This window comes from Achromobacter spanius, assembly GCF_002812705.1.
Lineage (GTDB): Bacteria > Pseudomonadota > Gammaproteobacteria > Burkholderiales > Burkholderiaceae_B > Achromobacter > Achromobacter spanius.
Genome location: NZ_CP025030.1, coordinates 3,021,728 through 3,041,915 on the forward strand (window position 1 = coordinate 3,021,728; position 20,188 = coordinate 3,041,915).

The 20,188-nt window shown below is 65.1% G+C and carries 18 protein-coding genes; 11 read left to right on the plus strand and 7 right to left on the minus strand.

From position 1 onward, the window contains the following. Positions 1-147: 147 nt before the first annotated feature. From dnaX to CVS48_RS13755, 7 genes are all read left to right on the plus strand, one after another. Positions 148-2,526: a DNA polymerase III subunit gamma/tau gene (gene dnaX, locus CVS48_RS13725; protein ID WP_100854934.1), complete on the plus strand. Its 2,379-nt coding sequence runs from the start codon at positions 148-150 to the stop codon at positions 2,524-2,526. Between the two features lie 44 nt (positions 2,527-2,570). Then, on the plus strand, positions 2,571-2,897 hold the full coding sequence (locus CVS48_RS13730) for a YbaB/EbfC family nucleoid-associated protein (RefSeq protein ID WP_006221090.1): 327 nt from the start codon (positions 2,571-2,573) through the stop codon (positions 2,895-2,897). A 21-nt stretch (positions 2,898-2,918) separates the two neighbouring features. Then, a complete protein-coding gene (gene recR, locus CVS48_RS13735) occupies positions 2,919-3,527 on the plus strand; it encodes a recombination mediator RecR (RefSeq protein ID WP_050449018.1) in 609 nt (202 codons plus the stop codon). 72 nt (positions 3,528-3,599) lie between these two features. Then, the gene (locus CVS48_RS13740; protein ID WP_100854935.1) at positions 3,600-4,859 is read left to right on the plus strand and encodes a CaiB/BaiF CoA transferase family protein; all 1,260 of its coding nucleotides are present in this window, start codon (positions 3,600-3,602) and stop codon (positions 4,857-4,859) included. 12 nt (positions 4,860-4,871) lie between these two features. Continuing rightward, complete coding sequence (locus tag CVS48_RS13745) at positions 4,872-5,912, plus strand: ABC transporter substrate-binding protein (RefSeq protein WP_100854936.1); 1,041 nt, start codon at positions 4,872-4,874, stop codon at positions 5,910-5,912. Further along, the gene (locus CVS48_RS13750) at positions 5,905-6,714 is read left to right on the plus strand and encodes an ABC transporter ATP-binding protein (RefSeq protein ID WP_100854937.1); all 810 of its coding nucleotides are present in this window, start codon (positions 5,905-5,907) and stop codon (positions 6,712-6,714) included. Before CVS48_RS13745 ends, CVS48_RS13750 begins: the two co-directional genes overlap by 8 nt. A gap of 3 nt (positions 6,715-6,717) precedes the next feature. Then, a complete protein-coding gene (locus CVS48_RS13755; RefSeq protein ID WP_100854938.1) occupies positions 6,718-7,512 on the plus strand; it encodes an ABC transporter permease in 795 nt (264 codons plus the stop codon). Between the two features lie 29 nt (positions 7,513-7,541). Here the strand turns inward: CVS48_RS13755 and CVS48_RS13760 are convergent, their stop codons facing one another. The 4 genes from CVS48_RS13760 to CVS48_RS13775 are packed head-to-tail and all read right to left on the minus strand — an operon-like array spanning position 7,542 to position 11,360. Then, the gene (locus tag CVS48_RS13760; protein ID WP_100854939.1) at positions 7,542-8,117 is read right to left on the minus strand and encodes a biliverdin-producing heme oxygenase; all 576 of its coding nucleotides are present in this window, start codon (positions 8,115-8,117) and stop codon (positions 7,542-7,544) included. Between the two features lie 9 nt (positions 8,118-8,126). Continuing rightward, positions 8,127-8,780, minus strand: coding sequence for a hypothetical protein (locus CVS48_RS13765; protein WP_100854940.1), 654 nt, complete (start codon positions 8,778-8,780; stop codon positions 8,127-8,129). A gap of 8 nt (positions 8,781-8,788) precedes the next feature. Next, complete coding sequence (locus tag CVS48_RS13770) at positions 8,789-9,142, minus strand: response regulator (protein WP_242001389.1); 354 nt, start codon at positions 9,140-9,142, stop codon at positions 8,789-8,791. A 25-nt stretch (positions 9,143-9,167) separates the two neighbouring features. Further along, positions 9,168-11,360 (minus strand): ATP-binding protein, encoded by a 2,193-nt coding sequence (locus tag CVS48_RS13775; RefSeq protein ID WP_100854942.1) that lies wholly within the window; start codon positions 11,358-11,360, stop codon positions 9,168-9,170. Positions 11,361-11,459: 99 nt separating this feature from the next. On the opposite strand from CVS48_RS13775, the gene CVS48_RS13780 reads away from it, so the two are divergent. Then, entirely contained in the window at positions 11,460-11,987 is a 528-nt protein-coding gene (locus CVS48_RS13780; protein WP_100854943.1) for a carboxymuconolactone decarboxylase family protein, read from the plus strand. 116 nt (positions 11,988-12,103) lie between these two features. Here the strand turns inward: CVS48_RS13780 and tal are convergent, their stop codons facing one another. After that, positions 12,104-13,057 (minus strand): transaldolase, encoded by a 954-nt coding sequence (tal, locus tag CVS48_RS13785; RefSeq protein ID WP_100857651.1) that lies wholly within the window; start codon positions 13,055-13,057, stop codon positions 12,104-12,106. A 204-nt stretch (positions 13,058-13,261) separates the two neighbouring features. On the opposite strand from tal, the gene carA reads away from it, so the two are divergent. The 3 genes from carA to CVS48_RS13800 all read left to right on the plus strand — a co-directional run bounded on the left by carA (position 13,262) and on the right by CVS48_RS13800 (position 18,541). Continuing rightward, positions 13,262-14,416, plus strand: a complete 1,155-nt coding sequence (gene carA / locus CVS48_RS13790; RefSeq protein ID WP_050449029.1) for a glutamine-hydrolyzing carbamoyl-phosphate synthase small subunit — start codon at positions 13,262-13,264, stop codon at positions 14,414-14,416. Between the two features lie 10 nt (positions 14,417-14,426). Next, entirely contained in the window at positions 14,427-17,672 is a 3,246-nt protein-coding gene (gene carB / locus CVS48_RS13795) for a carbamoyl-phosphate synthase large subunit (RefSeq protein ID WP_100854944.1), read from the plus strand. Positions 17,673-17,776: 104 nt separating this feature from the next. Further along, positions 17,777-18,541, plus strand: coding sequence for an SDR family oxidoreductase (locus tag CVS48_RS13800; RefSeq protein ID WP_100854945.1), 765 nt, complete (start codon positions 17,777-17,779; stop codon positions 18,539-18,541). A 15-nt stretch (positions 18,542-18,556) separates the two neighbouring features. On the opposite strand, the gene CVS48_RS13805 is transcribed toward CVS48_RS13800, so the two are convergent. Both CVS48_RS13805 and CVS48_RS13810 read right to left on the minus strand, forming a co-directional pair. Beyond that, on the minus strand, positions 18,557-19,201 hold the full coding sequence (locus CVS48_RS13805; RefSeq protein WP_100854946.1) for a histidine phosphatase family protein: 645 nt from the start codon (positions 19,199-19,201) through the stop codon (positions 18,557-18,559). Positions 19,202-19,277: 76 nt separating this feature from the next. Continuing rightward, positions 19,278-20,186, minus strand: coding sequence for a LysR family transcriptional regulator (locus tag CVS48_RS13810; protein WP_100854947.1), 909 nt, complete (start codon positions 20,184-20,186; stop codon positions 19,278-19,280). Positions 20,187-20,188: the final 2 nt, after the last annotated feature.

A 20,188-nucleotide genomic window follows, 5' to 3' on the forward strand; every position in this document is an offset into this window, starting at 1 on the left:
TTCTTCAAAGCAAAGGGTCATGATTTCAGTTCATGGCCCTTCGCTTTCAAGGGGGACGGGGTTATTTTCCAGGGATTCGTTCCACGGGAATAAGCCCGTCCCCTTTGCATTTCAGCCAGCACGCGAAACAGGCTCTACAATCCAGCCATGACTTATCTGGTACTGGCCCGCAAGTGGCGGCCGAGATCGTTCGATACCCTCGTGGGACAGGATCACGTGGTCCGCGCGCTGACTCATGCGCTCGACACCCAACGCCTGCACCATGCCTGGTTGTTTACCGGCACGCGGGGCGTGGGCAAGACCACGTTGTCCCGCATTCTGGCCAAGTCGCTCAACTGTGAAACCGGCATCACGTCCAAGCCTTGCGGCGTCTGCCGCGCTTGTACGGAAATCGACGCCGGGCGCTTTGTTGACTACCTGGAGCTGGATGCGGCCTCGAACCGCGGCGTCGAGGAAATGACGCAGTTGCTCGAACAGGCGGTGTACTCGCCGGGCGCGGGGCGCTTCAAGGTCTACATGATCGACGAAGTGCACATGCTGACCGGCCACGCCTTCAACGCCATGTTGAAGACGCTGGAAGAGCCGCCCCCCCACGTCAAATTCATCCTGGCCACCACCGATCCGCAAAAGATCCCGGTGACGGTGCTGTCGCGCTGCCTGCAGTTCAATTTGAAGCAGATGCCGGCCGACTCCATCGTCGGGCACCTGCAAGCGGTGCTGGGCCACGAAGAAGTCGCCTTCGAAATGCCGGCCTTGCGCCTGATCGGCCAGGCCGCGCAGGGTTCGATGCGCGATGCGCTGTCGCTCACCGACCAAGCCATTGCCTATAGCGCCGGCAACATGACCGAGGACGCCGTGCGCGGCATGCTCGGCACCATCGACCAGCGCCATCTGGTGCGTCTGCTTGACGCCTTGTCGGCGGGCGACGCCAAGAGCGTGTTGGCCGTGGCGGATGAGCTGGCCATACGCGGCTTGTCGTACGCGGGGGCGCTGGCCGACCTGGCCGTGCTGCTGTCGCGCGTTGCGATCGAACAGCGCGTCACGGGCGTCACGCCTGCCGAAGACCCGCTGGCCGCCGACATCGCGCGGCTGGCGCTGAGCCTGCATCCCGACGCCGTCCAGTTGTTCTATTCAGTGGCAGTGCATAGCCGCAGCGAACTGACGTTGGCGCCGGACGAATACGCGGGCTTCATCATGGCCTGCCTGCGCATGCTGGCGCTCAATGGCGAAGCCGGGCCGCAGACTGCATTGGAAGCGCCTGTCACTCCGGCCCGCCAGACGGCGGAACCGGCCTCGGCTTCCGCGCCGGAAGCGGTTGTTGCGGCTGCCGAGGTTGCACCTGCCGCTTCGCCCGCCGCCGCAGCCGTCGCTGCGTCCACGCCGGCCGCAGTGACCGAACCTGCGCCGCAGGCAACGGTCGCGTCCACCGCGCCGGTTGCCGAACCTGCCCAGGCGGCTCCCGCACCCGCCGCGCCGACGCCACAAGTTACGGCCCAAGCCGCACCGCAAGCCGCACCGCAAGCCGCGCCCCAAGCCGCACCGCAACCGGCACCGCAAGCCGCACCCCAGCCCGCGCCGCAATCGGCCACTGCCGCAACGGCAGCGACGCCCGCGCCAGACAGCGTGCCGCCGTGGGAAGACCTTCCGGCTGGGACGACGACTACCGCGCAAGCGGCGCCACCGCCTGCGCCCGAACCCGCACCAGAGCCCCCGCCCGAATCCACGCTGGCGCCTACGCCGGAACCCACGCCAGAACTGTCCCCCGCCGCGCCTGCCTTTGACGCCGATGCGGCCGCTGCCGTTGCGCCCGCTGCTGCTACAGCATCCGCCGCCGACACCGCCGCCGCCAAGGGCGCAGGTTCCGCCGCGCTCGCTGTCACGCCCGCCGTGGCGGCCGTGCTGGCCACCGCGCCGGCCGAGGCCGACAACGACGGCCCGCCGTCCTGGGTCGACGAAGAAATCCCCTTTGAAGCCGAAGGCGGCTTTGTGCCGGAGGGCGGTTTCACGTCCAACCCGGACGACGATGAATTTGAAACGCTGGCCAGCGCGCCGTCGGTGGCGCCGCCACCCGCTGCCCGCCGTGAAGCCCCCGCGCCGTCGCGCAAGCGCGCCTCTCGCGCTCGCATGTCTGACATGACCCAGGCCGGCTGGCCCGAATTGGCCGCGCGCCTGCCCGTCACGGGCCTGGCGGCGGAACTGGCGCGGCAAAGCGAATGGGCCGGCGTGCAGGGCGATGCCATCGTGCTGCGCGTGGCCGTCAAGACGCTGGCCGAAAGCGAAAGCCGCGTGCGTCTGCAAACCGTCTTGTGCGAACATTTCGGCCAGGGCATCCGGCTGGATGTGCAAGTCGGCATCACCGGCGACGACACCGCGCACGCGGTTGCCAAAGCCGAACGCGCCGCGCGCCAGCAGGCCGCCGAAGATGCGGTGGCCGTCGATCCCTTCGTGCAAGCGTTGTTGGCCGATTTCGGCGGGCAGGTCGTTGCCGGCTCCATCCGCCACGTTGATCCCCCGGCCGCTGCCTGACGCGGCGGCCATCTCTTATTCCCCTCGTTCAAGGAACATCCATCATGATGAAAGGACAACTGGCCGGCCTGATGCGCCAGGCGCAGCAGATGCAGGAAAACATGAAGAAGGCGCAAGACGCGCTGGCCGAGATCCTGGTCGAAGGCGCCTCGGGCGGCGGCCTGGTCAAGGTCACCATGACCTGCCGCCACGACGTCAAGCGCGTCGTGATCGACCCGTCGCTGCTGGGCGACGACAAGGACATGCTGGAAGACCTGGTTGCTGCCGCGTTCAACGACGCGCTGCGCAAGGCCGAAACCACGTCGCAGGAAAAGATGGCGGGCGTCACCGCCGGCATGCCGCTGCCCCCCGGCATGAAGCTGCCGTTCTGATCAAGGCTGCCCTGGGCTGCAATGGATCCCTTACTGCCTGAACCCGAACCGCTGGTGTCCCTGATCGAGGCGCTGCGGCGCCTGCCCGGCGTGGGCGTTCGATCAGCCCGGCGCATGGCCTATCACCTGTTGCAGCATGACCCGCAAGGCGCGGACATGCTGGGGCGGGCGTTGGCCGGCGCGGTGCGGGACTTGAAACATTGCGCCCGTTGCAACAGCTTTTCCGAAGACGAGGTCTGCGGCACCTGCGCCAACCCCAAGCGCGACCCGTCGCTCTTGTGCATCGTGGAAACCCCGGCCGACCAGAACATGATCGAGTCCAGCCACGGCTACCGTGGCCTGTACTACGTGCTGATGGGCCGTGTGGCGCCGCTTGAGGGCATCGGCCCGCGCGAGCTGGATTTCGATCGCGTCATCAAGCGCGCAACCGATGGGGTGGTGCAGGAAGTCATCCTGGCCACCAACTTCACCGCCGAAGGCGAAACCACCGCCCACTTCCTGGGCGAAGCGCTGGGTGAACGCGGCCTGCGCGTTACGCGCCTGGCGCGTGGCGTGCCCGCGGGCAGCGAACTTGAATACGTGGATGCCGGCACCATCGCCTGGGCGCTGATGGAGCGCAAGACCACCTGACCCAAGGCTCGCAACGTTAAAACAGCCACCGGCAACGTACCGGCTCGGCACGAAACGTGAGGAAGACAAACCATGTCAGCGCTGACCGGACTGAAAGTCCTGGAACTCGGCACGCTTATCGCCGGCCCCTTCGCCGCGCGCATCTTCGGCGAATTCGGCGCCGACGTCATCAAGGTGGAAACGCCGCACGGGCCGGATGGCACGGGCGGTGGCGACCCCATCCGCAGTTGGCGCCACCTGCACGAGGGCAATTCGCTCTGGTGGACGGTACAGGCGCGCAACAAGCAATCCATTGCCCTCAATCTGAAAGACCCGCGCGCGCAGGAAATTGCCCGCAAGCTGGCGCTGGACGCCGATGTCGTGGTGGAAAACTACCGGCCCGGCGTGCTGGAAAAGTGGGGCTTGGGCTTTGAGCAACTGCGCGCCATCAACCCTGCGTTGATCATGGTGCGGCTGTCGGGCTACGGCCAGACGGGCCCCATGAAAGACCAGCCTGGTTTTGGCGCCATCGGCGAATCGATGGGTGGTCTGCGCTATGTCTCGGGCCATCCTGACCGCCCCCCGCTGCGGGTCGGCATTTCCATCGGCGACTCCATCGCCGCGCTGCACGGCGTGATCGGCGCCATGATGGCGCTGCGCCACCGCGACGCCACGGGCGGGCGGTGGAACGGCAAGACGGGCGATGCCTGCCAGGCGGGGCAGGGGCAGATGGTGGACGTGGCCTTGTACGAAGCCGTCTTCAACATGATGGAGAGCCTGGTGCCCGAATACGACGTGGCCGGCGTGGTGCGCGAGCGCACCGGCGGCGCGCTGCCGGGCATCGTGCCATCAAACACCTACACCACCCGCGACGGCCAGAACATCGTTATCGCGGGCAATGGCGACGCCATCTTTCACCGCCTGATGCGCGCCATCGGCCGCGACGACCTGGCCGAAGACCCCGACCTGGTGCGCAACGATGGGCGCGCGCGCCGCGTGGAAGAAATCGACGGGGCGATCCAGCAGTGGTGCAACGGGCGCACCATCGACGAGGCGCTGGGCACGCTCAAGGGCGCCGATGTGCCGGTCGGAAAAATCTATAGCGTGGCCGATATGTTCAGCGATCCGCAGTTCCTGGCGCGCCGCATGATCGAACAACATCAGCTTGCCGACGGCAGTCCCGTGAAGCTTCCCGCAGTGGTTCCCAAGCTGTCGGAAACCCCTGGCCAGACGCGCTGGGTAGGCCCGAAATTAGGGGAACATACCGAGGAAGTCCTGAAAGCGCTGGGGTATGATTCAGCGGCTATTGACGAGCTGGCGAAGACCGGCGCTATCGGTAAACCCGACAACTAAGGAGACAACCCAATGTCAGTTACTCGCCGTGACTTGCTCAAGATGGCTGGCGCCGCCGGCGTCATGGGCATGGCCCCCGCCATCGTGCGGGCTCAGAAGCTTGAGAAGACCAAAGTCCAGATCGCCGTGGGCGGCAAGCCCCTGATTTATTACCTTCCGCTGTCCATCGCGGAAGCTCGCGGCTACTTCAAGGATGAAGGGCTGGACGTCAGCATCGCCGACTTCGCGGGCGGCTCCAAGGCCTTGCAAGCCGTGGTGGGTGGCAGCGCCGACATCGTGTCGGGTGCCTTCGAACACACGCTGTCGATGCAGTCCAAGGGCCAGGCTTATCGCGCCTTCGTGCTGCAAGGCCGCGCACCGATGATCGGTGTGGGCGTGTCCAAGAAGAACCTGCCCAACTACAAAGGCGCCGCTGACCTCAAGGGCAAGAAGATCGGCGTGACCGCGCCGGGTTCGTCCACCAACATGGTGGTCAGCTTCTTCCTGGCCAAGCATGGCTTGAAGGCCTCTGACGTTTCCATCATCGGCGTGGGCGCCGGCGCGGGTGCCGTGACGGCGCTGCGCAGCGGCCAGATCGACGCCATCTCCAACACCGACCCCGTGGTGTCGATGTTGCAGATGCCGGGCGACATCGAGATCATTGTCGACACGCGCACCCTCAAGGACACGCAGGACATCTTCGGCGGCAACATGCCGGCCGGTTGCCTGTACGCGCCCCAAGCGTTCATCGACGCCAATCCGAACACCACCCAGGCGCTGGCCAATGCAATGGTGCGCGCCGACAAGTGGATTCAGAAGGCAGGCCCGGATGAAATCGCCAAGGTCGTGCCGGAAACGTATCTGCTGGGCGACCCGGCCATCTACAAGGCCGCCATCGCGAAGAGCCTGGAAGGTCTGTCGCCCGACGGCATGATCCCCGAGGACGGCGCGGCCACCGCGCTCAAGGCGCTGGCCGCGTACCAGGCGGAGTTCAACGCGTCGAAGATTGATCCGTCCAAGGTCTGGACCAACGACTTCGCTCGCCGCGCCAACGAGAAATACGCCAATGGTTGAAGCCGCACTATCGCTGGAAAATATCAGTTGCACCTTTGTTTCGCGCGACGACCGGTCGCAACGCTACACCGCCGTCAGCGATACCAGCCTGGCCATCGCGCCGGGCGAGTTCGTGTCGGTGGTGGGCCCGACCGGCTGCGGTAAGTCCACCTTGCTCAATGTCGGCGCCGGCTTGCTGGCGCCGTCGAGCGGGCAGGTGAAGGTCTTCGGCCAACCCTTGTCCGGCATCAACGAGCGTGCGGGCTACATGTTCCAGGGCGAAGCGCTGTTGCCCTGGCGCAGCGCGCTGGACAACGTGGTGGCCGGCCTGGATTTCGCCGGCGTGCCACGCCCCGAAGCGCTGGAGCGCGGGCGGGAGTGGATGCGCCGGGTGGGGCTGGGCGGCTTCGAAAGCCGCTATCCGCACCAGATGTCGGGTGGCATGCGCAAGCGCGCCATGCTTGCCCAGACGCTGATCCGCGACCCCGACATCATCCTGATGGACGAGCCGTTTTCCGCCCTGGACATCCAGACGCGCCAGTTGATGGAAAACGAAGTCCTGGACTTGTGGATGGCCAAGCGCAAGGCCGTGCTGTTCATCACGCACGACCTGGACGAAGCCATCGCGATGAGCGACCGCGTGATCGTGCTGTCGGCCGGTCCCGGCACGCACCCCATCGGGGAATTCGCCATTGACCTGCCGCGTCCGCGCGACGTGGCCGAGGTACGCGCCCATCCGCGCTTTGTCGAACTGCACTCGGCCATCTGGGCGGTGCTGCGCGAAGAAGTGCTCAAGGGCTATGCCCAACAGAAGCGAGCCTGAGGTATGTCGAAGTCACTGAAATCCGGTTCCGCCAGCTTGCGCTTCTGGCAACTGCTGCTGCTGGTCGTCATCCTGGGCGTCTGGCATTTTGCGTCGCGCGATCCCAAGATTGCGTTCTTCTTCGGCGAGCCCTTGAAGGTCTGGGGCCGTATCTGGGCCTGGTTCGTCACCAATGCGGACATCTACACGCACCTGGGGGTGACGCTGACCGAAACCGTGCTGGCCTTTTTCATCGGCACCATCGCGGGCTTGGGCTTTGGCTTGTGGCTGGGCTTGTCGCCGCGCGCAAGCGCAATCCTCGACCCCTACATCAAGGCCGCCAACTCGATGCCGCGCGTCATTCTGGCGCCTATTTTCGGCATGTGGTTCGGCTTGGGGATCTGGTCGAAGGTGGCGCTGGCGGTCACGCTGGTGTTCTTCATCGTGTTCTTCAACGTCTACCAGGGCGTGCGCGAAGTCAGCCCAACCCTGCTCGACAACGCCCGCATGCTGGGCGCGCGCAAGCGTCAGTTGCTGCGTCACGTCTACCTGCCGTCGGCCACCAGCTGGGTGTTTTCCAGCCTGCATACTTCCGTGGGCCTGGCCTTCGTGGGCGCGGTGGTGGGGGAATACCTGGGCTCGGCAAGCGGCGTGGGCTACTTGATCCTTCAGGCGGAAGGCACGTTCGACGTGAACACCGTGTTCGCGGGCATCGTGGTGCTGACCGCGTTTGCGCTGGTGCTGGACTACATCGTCGGCGTGGGTGAAAAGCGCTTGATGAAGTGGCAGCCCAAATCGGGCGAAACCGAAAAGCTGTAATCAAGCAGCGCGGCCGCGCCGCGAGCCGATCAGGTTCGCAGCGCGTGCCGGCTGTGCAGCCAGGCCGTCAGGCTGTCGAAGGCGTCACGCGCGCCTTGCAAAGCGTGGTCCTCGCGCCCTTGGGCGCCGGCCTCGCTGTCCAGAAACTGTAGAAACGTCTTCCACATCGGCCCTAGCGCCTCGCCATAGCCGCGCAGATAGCGCAGCGGCAGCGCGGGCGTGGCATCGGCCAGTTGCCTGGCCAGAAAGCGTCCACCCAGTTGCGACCCTTCCACCACGTACGCAACCCCCAACGCATAAGCGTCGGCCGCCTCGATACGGGGCGCGTCAGCGCAGTACGACACCGGTGCCGCGTCACCAGCGGCGGCCAGGTCGGCACGGATCCATTCGCTTTTACCGGCGCGCGCGGAGGCTTGCAGGCTGTGGGGCCAGTCCAGTCGCCACAGGCGCTGTTCCAAGGGTTCCAGCCAGCCCAGCAACGCGCGCAGATAATTCAAATACCCGGCGCGGTCCATGTCGCCGCTGGTCAGGGCCAGGCCCTGGTCCAGCGCCTCGTGCCTGTCGCGCGTGCCGTCGCGAAGCCACTGGTGTACGGGCGAAATCATGGCGGTTGCTTATTGCTCTTGGGTGGCAACAGGCAGGTGCAACGACCAGCACTGTGCTTGGCGCTCCAGGCGCCAGCCGGATACCGCCGCCAGCAGTTCCACTTCCTCGGGGGCAAAGGCGGGCTGCTCGGACGGCGCCGTCGACGCCAAGCTGTTCGGAAAAAGCACATGCCAGGCATCGGGCTGCGAACAATCCAGCGTCAACGCGGCGTCCGCCGGCAGGACGGACAGCAGGCTCAGCAGCCAGGCCAGCAGCAGATACCGCGAGGTGAATTGCGGCACCTGGATGTCGGCCGCGTCTTCGGGCCAGGTGATGCTGTGACGCGACAGCAGCAGATGCGAAAACATCAGCTTGCGGCACTCGCGCAGCAGGGCTTCGACGGACGTGGTGGCGTCGCTGTCCAGCAGCCATTGGTCCAGTTCGCGCACGATGGTGACGCTGTCTTCCAGCATGCCGGTCAGGTCGCCCGCCAGGCGATGGCAGCGCTGCTGCAAGGCGTCGGCATCGGCGCCGTCCGGGGTTTGGCGCAGCATCGCGGCGGCCAGCGTTGCGTTGGACAGCGGGCCCACGACTTCGTGGCGCAGCACCGGGAACACCTGGGCCAGCACTTTGAACCGCACACCTTGCGCGGCAAGGGCGTCCAGGGGGTTGGCGATAGACATGGGCGGCCCTAGTGAGTCTGTTGCAAGATGGCCAGCAGCGCGTCGGGGTCGGCGGGCTTTTCGATCCAGCCGTCGAACATGCCGTCCGCGTCACGGCGCTCGTGGCGCGCCAGGCCGCTCAGGGCATAGATGCGCGGCGGTGCGCCGCGCGAGCGCAAGCGGGACGCCAACTCATAGCCGTCCATATCAGGCAGCAGGATGTCAACCAGCACGGCTTCGGGGCTGAAGCCGTCAATCATGTCGAGGGCGGCTTCGCCTGAGGCGGCGCAGCGCGTTTCCACGCCTGAAAGCGCCAGGAACTCGGCAAGCAGCTCCGAGCCCATTTCATTGTCGTCAACCAGCAGGACGCGAACTGCGCGCACTTCGTTCAAAAGGTGTCTCCAAGGTTCAAGGGGCGGGCGTGTCGCGCACGTCGCGCGGCAGCCTCACCGTAAAAATGACCAGGCCGTCCCGGCACGCAACCGAGATCTCGCCGTCATGGCCGCGCACGACCTGTTCGGCGATATACAGGCCCAGCCCCAGGCCGTTGCGGTTGCGCGACTGGCCCAGCGATTCGGGTTTGAAAGGCGAAAAAAGATGCGTCAGCACCTCTTGCGCAATGGGCGCGCCATGGTTGATGACGCGCAATTCTATGTCGTTGCCGCGCTGGTGCGCCTGAACAATGATGGGCTGGCGCGGCGCGCCGTGCTGGCGCGCGTTGCTCATCAGGTTGGTCACAACCTGGGCGATGCGATCGGTGTCGGCCATCAGCATCAAGCCGGGTTCCACATCGGGTTCGATGCGCAAGCCGGGGTAGGCCTGCCGCTTTTCGTCGATCAGCCCGTTGACCAGATCGCTCAGGGCGCACGGCCGCTTTTCGATGCCCAGGCCCATGCCGCCCTGTAAACGCGATAAATCCAGCACCTGTGAAATCAGGCGCTGCATACGGCCGCTGGAATAACGGATGCGTTCGCCCATGCGCGCGCCGGAATCCGTTTTGGACAGCAGCGTGGCGGCCATGGAGATGGACTGCAATGGGTCACGCAGATCATGGCCCAGCATGGCCAGCAGCGCGGTGCGCGCGCGGTCGACGTCGGCAGCCCGGCTCGTGGCGATGTGGGAAAGTTCGTCGCGCAGATTGTCGGCGGCTTCCAGTTCGGCGGGCAGCCACGGGGTGCAGGTATTGCGCACCACTTCGCGCCAGGCCTCAAAAGAGCCGCGCGGCGTCAGGCGCGGGCCCTGGTTGCCGACCGCGTATTGCTTTTCGGGCTTGCCGCCCCACACCAGCGTTTCGATCTGCTCTTTGCGCAGCCAGATCAGCCAGCCGTTGTTCATCGGGTCGAACTTGCAGGCCAGCAGGCCGGCATACGGGACCAGATCGGTTTGCAGATCGGGGTAGTCGCGAGCGATGTTGTCGGTATGCACCAGGCGCTGGCCGCTTTGGTCCAGCGCGCACAGAATGCCCGACAACTCGCCGCGCGGCGCGATGCCGCCAAACACCGTGACGCTGTTGCCCCACAGGCACAGCGCGGCGTCGTTCTCGATCAGTGACGCGGGCGTGTCGGGCCCGCTCGACAAGGCCAGATGCAGGTTTTCGGAGGCGGAGGCGCGTTCGGTCAGCTGGCTGACCAAGACTGCGTTGCGGCGCGCCTGGGCGGCGCGTTCAGCCCCTTCGATATTGGCCAACGCGGCGGACAGCACCTGCGCCAGCGCTTCGCAGGCCAGGCGCGCGGGGTAGGGGATGGGGCGCGGCCCATGGTGATGGCAGGCAATCATGCCCCATAGCCGGTCGCCGATCACGATCGACAGGCTCATCGACGCTTGCACGCCCATGTTGGCCATGTATTCCAGGTGGATCGGCGACACGCTGCGCAACACTGAAAAGCTCATGTCCAGCGGCTTCGCGGCCGCCGCGGGCGCGCCCAGCACGCGCACCGGTGTGTAGCGCGCATCGGCAATCTGGCGTAGCGTGTTCATGGTGTACAGGCGGCGCGCTTGCGCGGGGATATCGCCGGCGGGATAGCGGCGGCCCACCCAGTCTTCCAACGACTCGTGGCGTTCTTCCGTGAAGATTTCGCCGCTGTCGTCGGGATGAAAGCGGTAGGCCATGACGCGGTCGAAACCGGTGGCGCGGCGCACCTCGCGCACGGCGCTCTTGAGCAAGCCGGCGATGTCGCGCTCGCGACGCACGCGCTCGATGCTGCGGTAAATGCGTGCGGGGTCGGCGACGCTCTCGCCGACCTGGACGCGTTGCTCCAGTTCGATAATCGTGAGGCCGTCGCTATTGCGGTGGCCGATCACGTCGTACGTAGCGTCGTTCAACGCAAGCGCGAAGGGGTCGAAAACGGGATCGGACTTGTCCAGCCACACCGTCAGATACTCGGCCAGGCTGGCGGGCAGCGCGCCTGGCAGGCAGCACTCGCCCAAGGTTAGCGACACCCCCAGCACGGCAGGCGCATTTTCGCTGGCAAATTGCAGCACGCCATCCGCGTCGAACGCCAGCAACGCTCCCAACGGCTGGATAGCGCCCGGTATATGTATCGGTTCGCTGTCGCAGTTGGCGAGCGTGACTGGCGTGGGGGATTGGGTTGGCGCATTCATTGTGGGTGGGGTACCTGGGACGCGCAATGAGCTGTCATTATGTCAAATATATTGTTCGAATGTATGCATTTGCAGCCCCTTCAACTCTCTGGAGCGCCCATGGCCCGTCTTCCCTACGCCGATCTGTCTCATCCCGAAGCACGTCCCCTGGTGGACCGCATCGTTGCCGAACGGGGCAGCGTGCTTCATCTGTACCAAATGCTGCTGCATAGCCCCGCTGTGGCCGGAGGCTGGTTGAACTACCTGACGTCCATTCGGCAACTCAGTACCTTGCCCGGCGACGTGCGCGAACTGGTCATCATGCGCGTCGCCGCGCTAAACGGCGCGCCCTACGAAGCCGATCAGCATGCGCCGATCGCGCTTAAAGAAGGTGTGTCGCAAGCCCAGTTGGATGCCCTGGGCGATTGGGAGAACTCAACGCTGTTCGACGAGCGCGAGAAAGCCGTACTGGCCTACACCGACGCCATGACGCGCAACGTCCAGGTGCCGGAACCGGTGTTTCAGGCGGCCCGCGCGGCTATGGGCTCGGAAAAGCTCATCGTCGAACTGACCGCGACGGTCGCGGCCTACAACATGGTGTCGCGGTTTCTGGAAGCGTTGCAGGTGCATTCGCACGACCACCGCTAAGTTCACCGCTAAGTTCACCGCCAAGTTCACCGCCAAACAGGCAGGCCATCAGGCGTGTCAGCAAGTAGCGTGCCCAAAGTTTGGGCACGCTTGTTTTTTAGCTGAAAGCGGTAGGATCAGCGGCGCTGAGCGGCGATCAATGCATCCAGCTTCACCGCGTCGGCGACGAACAGGCGGATGCCTTCGGACAGTTTTTCGCTGGCCATCGCGTCGTCGTTGAGCAGCGTGCGGAAGCTGACTTCGTCCGCGTCGATACGATCAATGGCGGGGCCCGTGTCGTCGGCGCGCAATTGCGCCGGTGCATCGCCTTGCGTGCCGGCCAACTGATTGAGCAAGTCCGGGCTGATGGTCAGCAGATCGCAGCCCGACAGCGCCAGGATCTGGCCCACGTTGCGGAAGCTGGCGCCCATGATTTCGGTAGAAATGTCGTGTTGCTTGTAATACCGGTAGATGCGCGTCACCGACAGCACGCCGGGATCTTGCGGCCCGGCGTTGTCGGCTTCCACCCACGCGGCGCCGGCGCTTTTCTTGTGCCAGTCGTAGATGCGGCCAACAAAAGGCGAAATCAGCTGCACACGCGCGTCGGCGCAGGCGACGGCCTGGGGCAGTGAAAACAGCAGCGTCAGGTTGCAGCGCACGCCTTCGGCTTGCAGGGCGCGGGCGGCCTGGATGCCTTCCCAGGTGGACGCGATCTTGATCAGCACGCGCTCGCGCGGCACGCCGGCGGCTTCGTACAGGGCGATCAGGCCGCGCGCGCGCTCGATGGTGGCGCGGGTGTCGAACGACAGGCGGGCATCCACTTCGGTGGACACGCGGCCCGGCACGATGTTCAGGATGGCGCGGCCAAAGGCCACCAGCAGGCGGTCGACCAGTTCAGGCGCGGACGCACCCGGGTGATCGCGCACGGTTTGTTCCAGCAGGGGGCGGTAGGCATCCTGCTGAACGGCTTTAAGAATAAGGGACGGGTTGGTGGTGGCGTCGGTGGGGCGCAACGCCTTCATGGCTTCGAAATCGCCGGTGTCGGCGACAACGGTGGTGTGGTTGCGCAAGGCGTCAAGTTGGCTGGGCATGGACAAGGTGCGGCTCACAACGGCAAGGGTTGAAGATTCCCTAGCGTATCACTGCCTTTGGTGTCTCGCCGTCGCCCACAAGCCGGAGGTCGCGCAGGGGCCAATCAGCGATTCCGGCCTTATTTGGCGCGGTTCGCCGGGGAATTTGCCCGGTCAAGGTATAATCCGAAGGTTTGATTATCGATTCTAAAACCGGGGTTTACTGTGCTGCCGCAACTTTTTCCCGAGGGGATCAACCGCTTCCCTCCTGCAATTCTGGCTCTGGCGGACGGTACCATTTTTCGAGGCGTGTCGATCGGTGCGCCTGGGGCTACCGTTGCCGAAGTGGTGTTCAACACCGCGATGACCGGGTACCAGGAAATTCTCACCGATCCCAGCTATAGCGGTCAGATCGTTACGCTGACCTATCCGCACATTGGCAACACCGGCGTCAACGCCGAAGACGTGGAAGCCAATCGCGTCTATGCCGCCGGACTCGTGGTCCGCGACTGTCCCGCCCGCGTGTCGAACTTCCGTTCCACGCAATCCCTGCCCGACTATCTGGCCGCGCAGGGCATCGTTGCCATCTCCGGCATCGACACCCGCAAGCTCACGCGCATCCTGCGTGAAAAAGGCGCCCAGGGCGCCTGCATCTTCGTCGGCACCGACGCCGAACGCGCCGTTGAAATGGCGCAGGGCTTTGCCGGCATGGCCGGCCAGGACCTGGCCAAGGTCGTGTCGCAGAAAGCCAGCACCGAATGGACCGAAGGCACCTGGCAATTGGGCGAAGGCTTCTCCAAGCCCGACCAATCCAAGTTCCACGTCGTCGCTTACGACTTCGGCATCAAGACGAACATCCTGCGCCTGTTGGCTGATCGCGGTTGCCGCCTGACCGTGGTGCCGGCGCAAACCAGCGCCGAAGACGTCCTGAAGCTCAATCCCGACGGCGTGTTCCTGTCCAACGGCCCCGGCGACCCCGAGCCCTGCGACTACGCCATCGACGCCACGCGCACGTTCCTGGACAAGAAGCTGCCGGTCTTCGGCATCTGCCTGGGCCATCAGATCATGGGCCTGGCCGTGGGCGGCAAGACGCTCAAGATGAAGACGGGCCATCACGGCGCGAACCACCCCGTGCAAGACTTGCAGTCCAAGCGCGTGTTCATCACCAGCCAGAACCACGGCTTCGCGGTCGATGCGGCCAGCCTGCCGGCCAATGCGCGCGTCACGCACGTGTCGCTGTTTGACGGCACGCTGCAGGGCTTCGAGCTCACCGACCGCCCGGCCTTCTGCTTCCAGGGTCACCCCGAAGCCAGCCCGGGTCCGCACGACATCCTTGAACTGTTCGACAAGTTCATCGCCCTGATGTCCGGCCAAAAGTAAAGATTGCATCATGCCCAAGCGTACAGACCTAAAAAGCATACTCATCATCGGCGCCGGCCCCATCATCATCGGGCAGGCCTGCGAATTCGACTATTCCGGCGCACAGGCGTGCAAGGCGCTCAAGGCCGAGGGTTACCGCACCATCCTGGTGAACAGCAACCCCGCCACGATCATGACGGACCCGGAAACGGCCGACGTCACCTACATCGAGCCCATCACCTGGCAAGCGGTTGAAAAGATCATCGAGCGTGAAAAGCCCGATGCGCTGCTGCCCACCATGGGCGGCCAGACCGCGCTGAATTGCGCACTGGACCTGGCCCATCACGGCGTGCTGAAAAAGCACAACGTGGAACTGATCGGCGCCAACGAGCACGCCATCGAAAAGGCCGAAGACCGCCAGAAGTTCAAGCAGGCCATGACCGACATCGGCCTGGAATCGGCCAAGTCGGGCGTCGCCCACAGCATGGACGAAGCCTGGGAAGTGCAGCGCCGCATCGCTTCCGAAGTGGGCACCTCGGGTTTCCCGGCCGTCATTCGCCCCAGCTTCACCATGGGTGGCTCGGGCGGTGGTATCGCCTACAACGCCGAAGAATTCGAAACCATCTGCCGCCGCGGCCTGGAAGCCTCGCCGACCAGCGAACTGCTGATCGAAGAATCCTTGCTGGGCTGGAAGGAATTCGAGATGGAAGTGGTCCGCGACAAGGCGGACAACTGCATCATCGTCTGCTCAATCGAAAACCTGGACCCGATGGGCGTGCACACCGGTGACTCGATCACCGTGGCGCCGGCCCAGACGCTGACCGACAAGGAATACCAGATCATGCGTAACGCATCGATCGCGGTGTTGCGCGAGATCGGCGTGGATACGGGTGGTTCGAACGTGCAGTTCGCGGTCAACCCGCGTGACGGCCGCATGATCGTCATCGAGATGAACCCGCGCGTGTCGCGTTCGTCGGCGTTGGCATCCAAGGCCACCGGCTTCCCCATCGCCAAGGTCGCCGCGCGCCTGGCCGTGGGCTACACGCTGGACGAGCTCAAGAACGAAATCACCGGCGGCGCCACGCCTGCCTCGTTCGAACCGTCGATCGACTACGTCGTCACCAAGGTGCCGCGTTTCGCCTTCGAAAAATTCCCCACCGCCGATGCGCGCCTGACCACCCAGATGAAGTCCGTGGGTGAAGTCATGGCCATCGGCCGCACTTTCCAGGAATCGTTCCAGAAGGCGCTGCGTGGCCTGGAAGTCGGCGTCGACGGCCTGAACCAGAAAACCACCGACCGCGAAAAGCTGCAAGTCGAACTGGGCGAGCCCGGTCCCGAACGCATCTGGTACGTGGGCGACGCCTTCGCGCAAGGCTTCACGCTGGACGAAGTGCACAACATCACGCACATCGACCCGTGGTTCCTGTCGCAGATCAAGGAAATCGTCGACATCGAACTGGCGTTGGAACAAAAGACGCTGGCCGACCTGGACTACGCCACGCTGTGGGAACTGAAGCGCCGCGGTTTTTCCGACCGCCGCCTGGCGTTCCTGCTGGATTCCGCTGAATCGGAAGTGCGCAAGCTGCGTCACCAGTTGAACGTGCGCCCGGTCTACAAGCGCGTGGACACCTGCGCCGCCGAATTCGCCACCCGCACTGCGTACATGTACTCCACGTACGAGGAAGAGTGCGAATCCGCGCCCACCGATCGCAAGAAGATCATCGTGCTGGGCGGTGGCCCGAACCGTATCGGCCAGGGCATCGAGTTCGACTACTGCTGCGTGCATGCCGCGCTGGCGCTGCGCGACGACGGGTACGAGACCATCATGGTCAACTGCAACCCGGAAACCGTGTCCACCGACTACGACACGTCCGACCGTCTGTACTTCGAACCGCTGACCTTGGAAGACGTGCTGGAAATCGTCCACAAGGAAAACCCGGTCGGCATGATTGTCCAGTACGGCGGCCAGACCCCGTTGAAGCTGGCCCGTGCCCTGGAAGCCAACGGCGTGCCCATCATCGGCACCAGCCCGGAATCCATCGACGTTGCCGAAGACCGCGAACGCTTCCAGAAGCTGCTGAACAAGCTGGGCTTGCGTCAGCCGCCCAACCGCACCGCGCGCACCGAAGGCGAGGCCCTGGCCCACGCCACCGAGATCGGCTACCCGCTGGTCGTGCGCCCCAGCTACGTGCTGGGCGGCCGCGCCATGGAAATCGTGCACGAGCAGCAAGACCTCGAGCGCTACATGCGTGAGGCCGTGAAGGTCAGCAATGACTCGCCCGTGCTGCTGGACCGCTTCCTGAACAACGCCACCGAAGTCGACGTGGACTGCCTGGCCGATGGCGAAACCGTCTTCATCGGCGGCGTCATGGAACACATCGAGCAGGCCGGCGTGCACTCGGGCGACTCGGCTTGCAGCCTGCCGCCTTACTCGCTGTCGGCGGAAGTCATCGCCGAGATCAAGCGCCAGACCACGATGATGGCCAAGGCCTTGAACGTCAGCGGCCTGATGAACGTGCAGTTCGCCATCCAGGGCGGTGACGTCTACGTGCTGGAAGTGAACCCGCGCGCCTCGCGTACGGTGCCCTACGTGTCCAAGGCCACCGGCCTGCAACTGGCCAAGATCGCCGCGCGCGCCATGGCCGGCCAGACGCTGGCGGCGCAAGGCATCACCAAGGAAGTCGTGCCGCCTTACTTCTCGGTCAAGGAAGCCGTGTTCCCGTTCGTGAAGTTCCCGGGCGTGGACACCATCCTGGGTCCGGAAATGAAGTCGACCGGCGAAGTGATGGGCGTGGGCATGAGCTTCGGCGAAGCCTTCGTGAAGTCGCAATTGGCTGCTGGCGTGCGCCTGCCGGAATCCGGCACGGTGTTCATCAGCGTGAAGAACCAGGACAAGCCCCGCGCCGTGGAAGTGGCGCGCGGCCTGCACGCCATGGGCTTCAAGCTGGTTGCCACGCGCGGCACGGCGGCCGAAATTGAAACCGCGGGCATTCCGGTGCAAGTGGTCAACAAGGTCACCGAAGGCCGTCCGCACATCGTCGACATGGTGAAGAACGGCGAAATCGCGCTGGTCATCAACACCGTCGAAGAACGCCGCAACGCCATCGTTGATTCGCGCACGATCCGTACGCAGTCGCTGGCTGCCCGCGTCACCTTCTTCACCACCATCGCCGGCGCCCGCGCCGCGGTCGAAGGCATGCAGTATCTGCGCCAGGGCCTGGGCCTGCAGGTGTATCCGTTGCAGGAACTGCACGCATCGCTTAGCGGTCAAGGCTGACGCGATAGCGCCAAGCCTACGGGCTTGAGGTAGGATGCCGGGGCGGCCCTTGATCAGGGCCGCCCTTTTTCTTTTCTATCTTCCTATTCGCTTACGACGATCCCATGAACAGAGTCTTCATCACCGGCGCCAGCAGTGGCCTGGGTCGCGCCCTGGCGCAGCAGTACGCCGCATCGGGCGCCACGCTGGGTCTCTTGGGCCGGCGCGAAGACGCGCTGCGTGAATTGGCCGACAGCCTGCCGGGCGAGCATCGTTGTTACGCGGTGGACGTGCGCGACCGCGCCGCGCTGCATGCGGCGGCGGCCGATTTCATTGCGTTTTGCCAGGGCAGGGTGGATGTCGTCATCGCCAGCGCCGGCATCAGCGCGGGCACCTTGACCGAGCACGGCGAGGACTACGACGTCTTCAAGGCCATCGTGGACACCAACTTGCTGGCCACCGTGGCCACCTTCGAGCCCTTCGTAGGCGCCATGCGCGCCGCTGGATCGGGTCGCCTGGTGGGTATTGCCAGCGTGGCGGGTGTGCGCGGACTGCCGGGCGCAGGCGCCTACAGCGCCTCCAAATCCGCCGTGGTGACCTATTGCGAAAGCCTGCGTCTGGAATTGGCGGCTGACGGTATCCGGGTGGTGACAATTGCCCCGGGCTACATCAAGACCGCCATGACGGCGAAGAACCCGTATTCCATGCCCTTTTTGATGGAAGCGGCCGCCTTTGCACAACGCGCGCATGCAGCGATTGCACGCGGCACGTCGTATACGGTGATTCCGTGGCAGATGGGCGTGGTGGCCAAGCTGATGCGCCTGTTGCCCAACGCGGTGTACGACAAGCTGGCGCGCAACGCGCCACGCAAGCCGCGCAAAGCAGGGTGATGCGTGTTGCGTGCGTTACGGCACCACGTCGTCGCCGACCTCATCGGCCACGTGGCCCACGTCGCCCCAATCCAGCACTTCCCATTTACGCCCCTCTACGCCGACGCGATTGATGCTGACGTTCAGCAGCGCGGCATCGCGCGCGCCGTTTAGCGGCACGCCCGAGGCATGGCGCCAGATGATGTCCAGCACGCCGCCGTGCGTGAACATCAGGATGCGCTCGCCGTCGTGGCGGCTGGCGATGTCGTCCACGGTGGAAATGACGCGCGACTGGAACTGGCCCAGCGTTTCGCCGCCATCCAGCGGCCGCAAGGGGTCGCGGCTTTTCCAGGCGGCGGCGGCTTCGGGCGCCTGCACGTCGATGTGTTCGTGGTCCAGCCCTTCCAGCACGCCGAAGCCGCGCTCGCGGATGCCGGGCTCTACCCGCACGCGCAAACCCAGTTGTTCGGATACCGGCACCGCCGTGGCGTGGGCGCGTTGCAGGTCGCTGCTGTAGATGGCGTGGATGGGCGTTTCGCGGGCCTCGTCGCGCAGGCGCGCGGCAAGCAGGCTGGCCTGGTTGACGCCGAATTCGTTCAGGGGAATGTCTTTCCAGCCTTGCAGGCGGCGCTGGCGGTTCCAGTCGGTTTCGCCATGGCGGATGAACCAGATTTCAGTCATTACGGTCGTAGTGGGGAATAAGGCAGGGAGTGGGGCAAAGCGTGGTGATCAACGCTTGTTAATCAACGCTTGGTCATCAAAGCTGGGCCGGCGCGATCACCGCGCGCGGCTTCCAAATGGCATGAATGATCGAGCTTAACGCGACGAGCGCGGGCTCGCTAGCGCGCTCATAAGGCAGGATGAAGCCTAGCATGGCGTCGGCGCGGGCTTGGCCCCACACGATGAAATCATTGGACGCGGCGCCCGCCAGTGCGGTCTCTTCGCGCAACAGCGCGCAGCCCGCGCCAGCGCGTACCAGCGCCTCCAGGTTGGCCTGGTCATCGTTTTGCATGACGATGCGCGGTGTCAGGCCATGGCGTTCGAACATGTCGCGCAGCAGCAGATGCGTATGGCTGCCCGACGGCCCGTCCAGCCACGGCAACTGGGCCACTTCGCGCCAGCCGCCGCGCTTGAGCGCCGTGGCGTGTTCTTTCGGCAAGGCAATGCGATAGCGCACGCTGCGCAGCGGCAGCCACAGCACCCCGCGCGGCGGGTTGGCGGCGATGGTCAGCGCGGCCGGCAGCCGGCCGGTGCTGACCTGTTCGGCCAGCGTGGCGGTGGGCAGGGTCTGGGTCTTCAATTCCACCAGCGGCAGGCGCTGCGTCACGGCCGAGGCCAGCTCCCCCAGGCGCAGGAAGTCCGGCTTTTCGCTGGGCACGCCCAGTTCCACGACCCCATGCAGGCTGCCCTGCAACTGCTGTGCTTCAGACTTGAACTGCGCGCCCAGCACCAGCAGCGATTCCGCCGTGGGCAGCAGCACCTCGCCCGCCTTGGCCAGCGCCAGCCGGCCGCCGCTACGGTCGAACAAGGCCACGCCCAGGCTTTGTTCCAGCGCCTTGATCTGCGCGGTCACGGCGGGCTGGGTCAGGGACAGCGCTTCGGCCGCCTTGGTCAGGTTGCCCAGCCGGGCAACCGTGACGAAAGCGCGGATCTGATAGATTTCCATGG